General features: G+C 65.1%; 2 protein-coding genes. Both read right to left on the reverse strand.

The genetic code is table 11. The features are described 5' to 3' along the window. A partial coding sequence (locus tag BRO63_RS12605) for a methyl-accepting chemotaxis protein (protein ID WP_143219468.1) occupies positions 1-1,267 on the reverse strand: 1,267 nt, incomplete at its 3' end. A 99-nt stretch (positions 1,268-1,366) separates the two neighbouring features. Then, on the reverse strand, positions 1,367-2,003 hold a 637-nt coding region (locus BRO63_RS12610; RefSeq protein WP_256943293.1), incomplete at its 5' end, for a methyl-accepting chemotaxis protein.

Here is a 2,003-nt window from a genome sequence, read left to right on the forward strand (position 1 = left end):
CGATCAGGCCCTTGATTTCCTTGGCTGCCTGGGCGCTGCGCTGCGCCAACGAACGCACTTCGCCCGCAACCACCGCAAAACCCTTGCCCTGTTCGCCCGCGCGCGCGGCTTCCACCGCCGCGTTCAGCGCCAGGATGTTGGTCTGGAACGCGATGCCGTCGATCACCGAGACGATTTCAGAAATCTTGCGCGAGCTGGCGGAGATTTCCTGCATGGTGTTGACCACTTCCGACACCGCCGAACCGCCGCGTTCGGCCACGTCGGACGCGCTGGCCGCCAGCTGGTTGGCCTGGCGCGCGTTGTCCGCGTTCTGCTTCACGGTCGAGGCCAAAAAAAAAAGCTCCATCGAAGCAGCGGTTTCCTCCAGCGAGGCCGCCTGCTCTTCCGTGCGGCTGGACAGGTCCGTGTTGCCTGCGGAAATCTCACGCGAACCCACGTTGATTTCGTCCACGCCGCGACGCACCGACGCCACCGTGCGGGTCAGGCTTTCCTGCATGCGCTTGACTGCCGCCATCAGCGTGCCGATCTCATTGGTCGAGGTCGCATCCACACGAACGGTCAGGTCGCCACCGGCGATCTTGTCAAAGCTGTCGCTGACGGCGCGCAAGGGCCGCAGGACCACTCGGTTCATAAACAGGAAGGCGCCCAGCCATACAGCGATGATCAATACGGCCAGCACGACGTACACAATGGCCATCGTCGCCGCCTGCGAACGCGCGGACGACACCATTTCCTCGCTATAGGAGGTGATGTCCTTGGCGAATTCGGTCAGTTGCTTCGAGAACGCCCCACTCGCGGCGCCCGCCCTGGTGTTCTTCAGATCCAGGTAAGCCGCCGAATCGCCCTTGTCCAGAGCCGACATCATGGCTTGCAGCGCGTCTGCGAATCCGTTGAAAGACGAGATGAGGTCACCTTCGGCGCTCTTGCCCAGCGCCGTAGTCTTCGGGATGGCCTTGAAGGTTTCCATCTTTTTCTTGGCGTCAGCGACCAACTGCTGCACCGTACGTGTGTTCTCGCTAGCGCCGTTGGTGTCGCCCGTGGCCCGCTGCGCGGCGGCGATATCGGCGCGTATGGTGGCGCGCAACATCTGCGTATAGGCGTCCTTGATCAGATTCGCCTGCTGGACGCTCAAGGTATCCAGGGCGTTGATCGCCTCGGAGTTGGATCGCATGCTGTTCCAACCCAGGACGATAGCCGCCAGCGCGGCCAGGGCTACGACCAACTGGGCGAGCATCAGGCCCGTGCGCACCTTCAGATTGCTAAACATTTCCGTATATTCCGGTAGTCGTCCCGGCGGCATTCTTGCCGCCAGGCCGTAAATAGGGGGGTAGCTTTACTGCATGTGCTGCGCTGACGGATCCCTCCGTCAGAAAGACTCCCAATCGTCGTCCGCCGCAGGCGCCGGGCGCCGGCTAGCGGACGGCGCCGAAGGCGCCGCGTCCTTGGCGCTCGCCGGGCGGCTGGCCGGCCGGCGTAGCGGACGAACCGTGGTGGCCGCTTCCGGCGCCGGCTTGGGCCGGGCGACCTGAGTCAGTCGTGGCGCGGGCGCCGTCTTCGGAGCAGGTTCCGCCGACTGCGACGATTCTGCATGGGCAGGTTCGGCGGACGCCTTGCCTGCCGCCGTTGTCTGCGGCCGTGCCGGCGGTGCCGGCATGCGCGGCGCGCTGCGTTGCGATGCCAGTTGCTGCGCGGGGACTTCGATCACTTCACTCGCGTTGATCTTGAACACGGCAACCGCCTCGGCCAGGCGCTGGGCCTGCTCCTGCAGCGAACCCGCTGCCGCGGCCGCCTCTTCCACCAGCGCCGCGTTCTGCTGCGTCACCTCGTCCATCTGCGATACGGCGCGGTTCACCTGGTCGATGCCGCTAGACTGTTCCTCGGACGCCGCCGAGATCTCACCCATAATGTCGGTCACCCGCTTCACCGAGGCCACGATCTCCTGCATCGTCGACCCTGCGCGCTCCACCTGCTGCGAGCCCGCGCCGACCTTGGTCACCGAGTCC

It is taken from the genome of Achromobacter xylosoxidans (assembly GCF_002192695.1).
GTDB lineage: Bacteria > Pseudomonadota > Gammaproteobacteria > Burkholderiales > Burkholderiaceae_B > Achromobacter > Achromobacter xylosoxidans_C.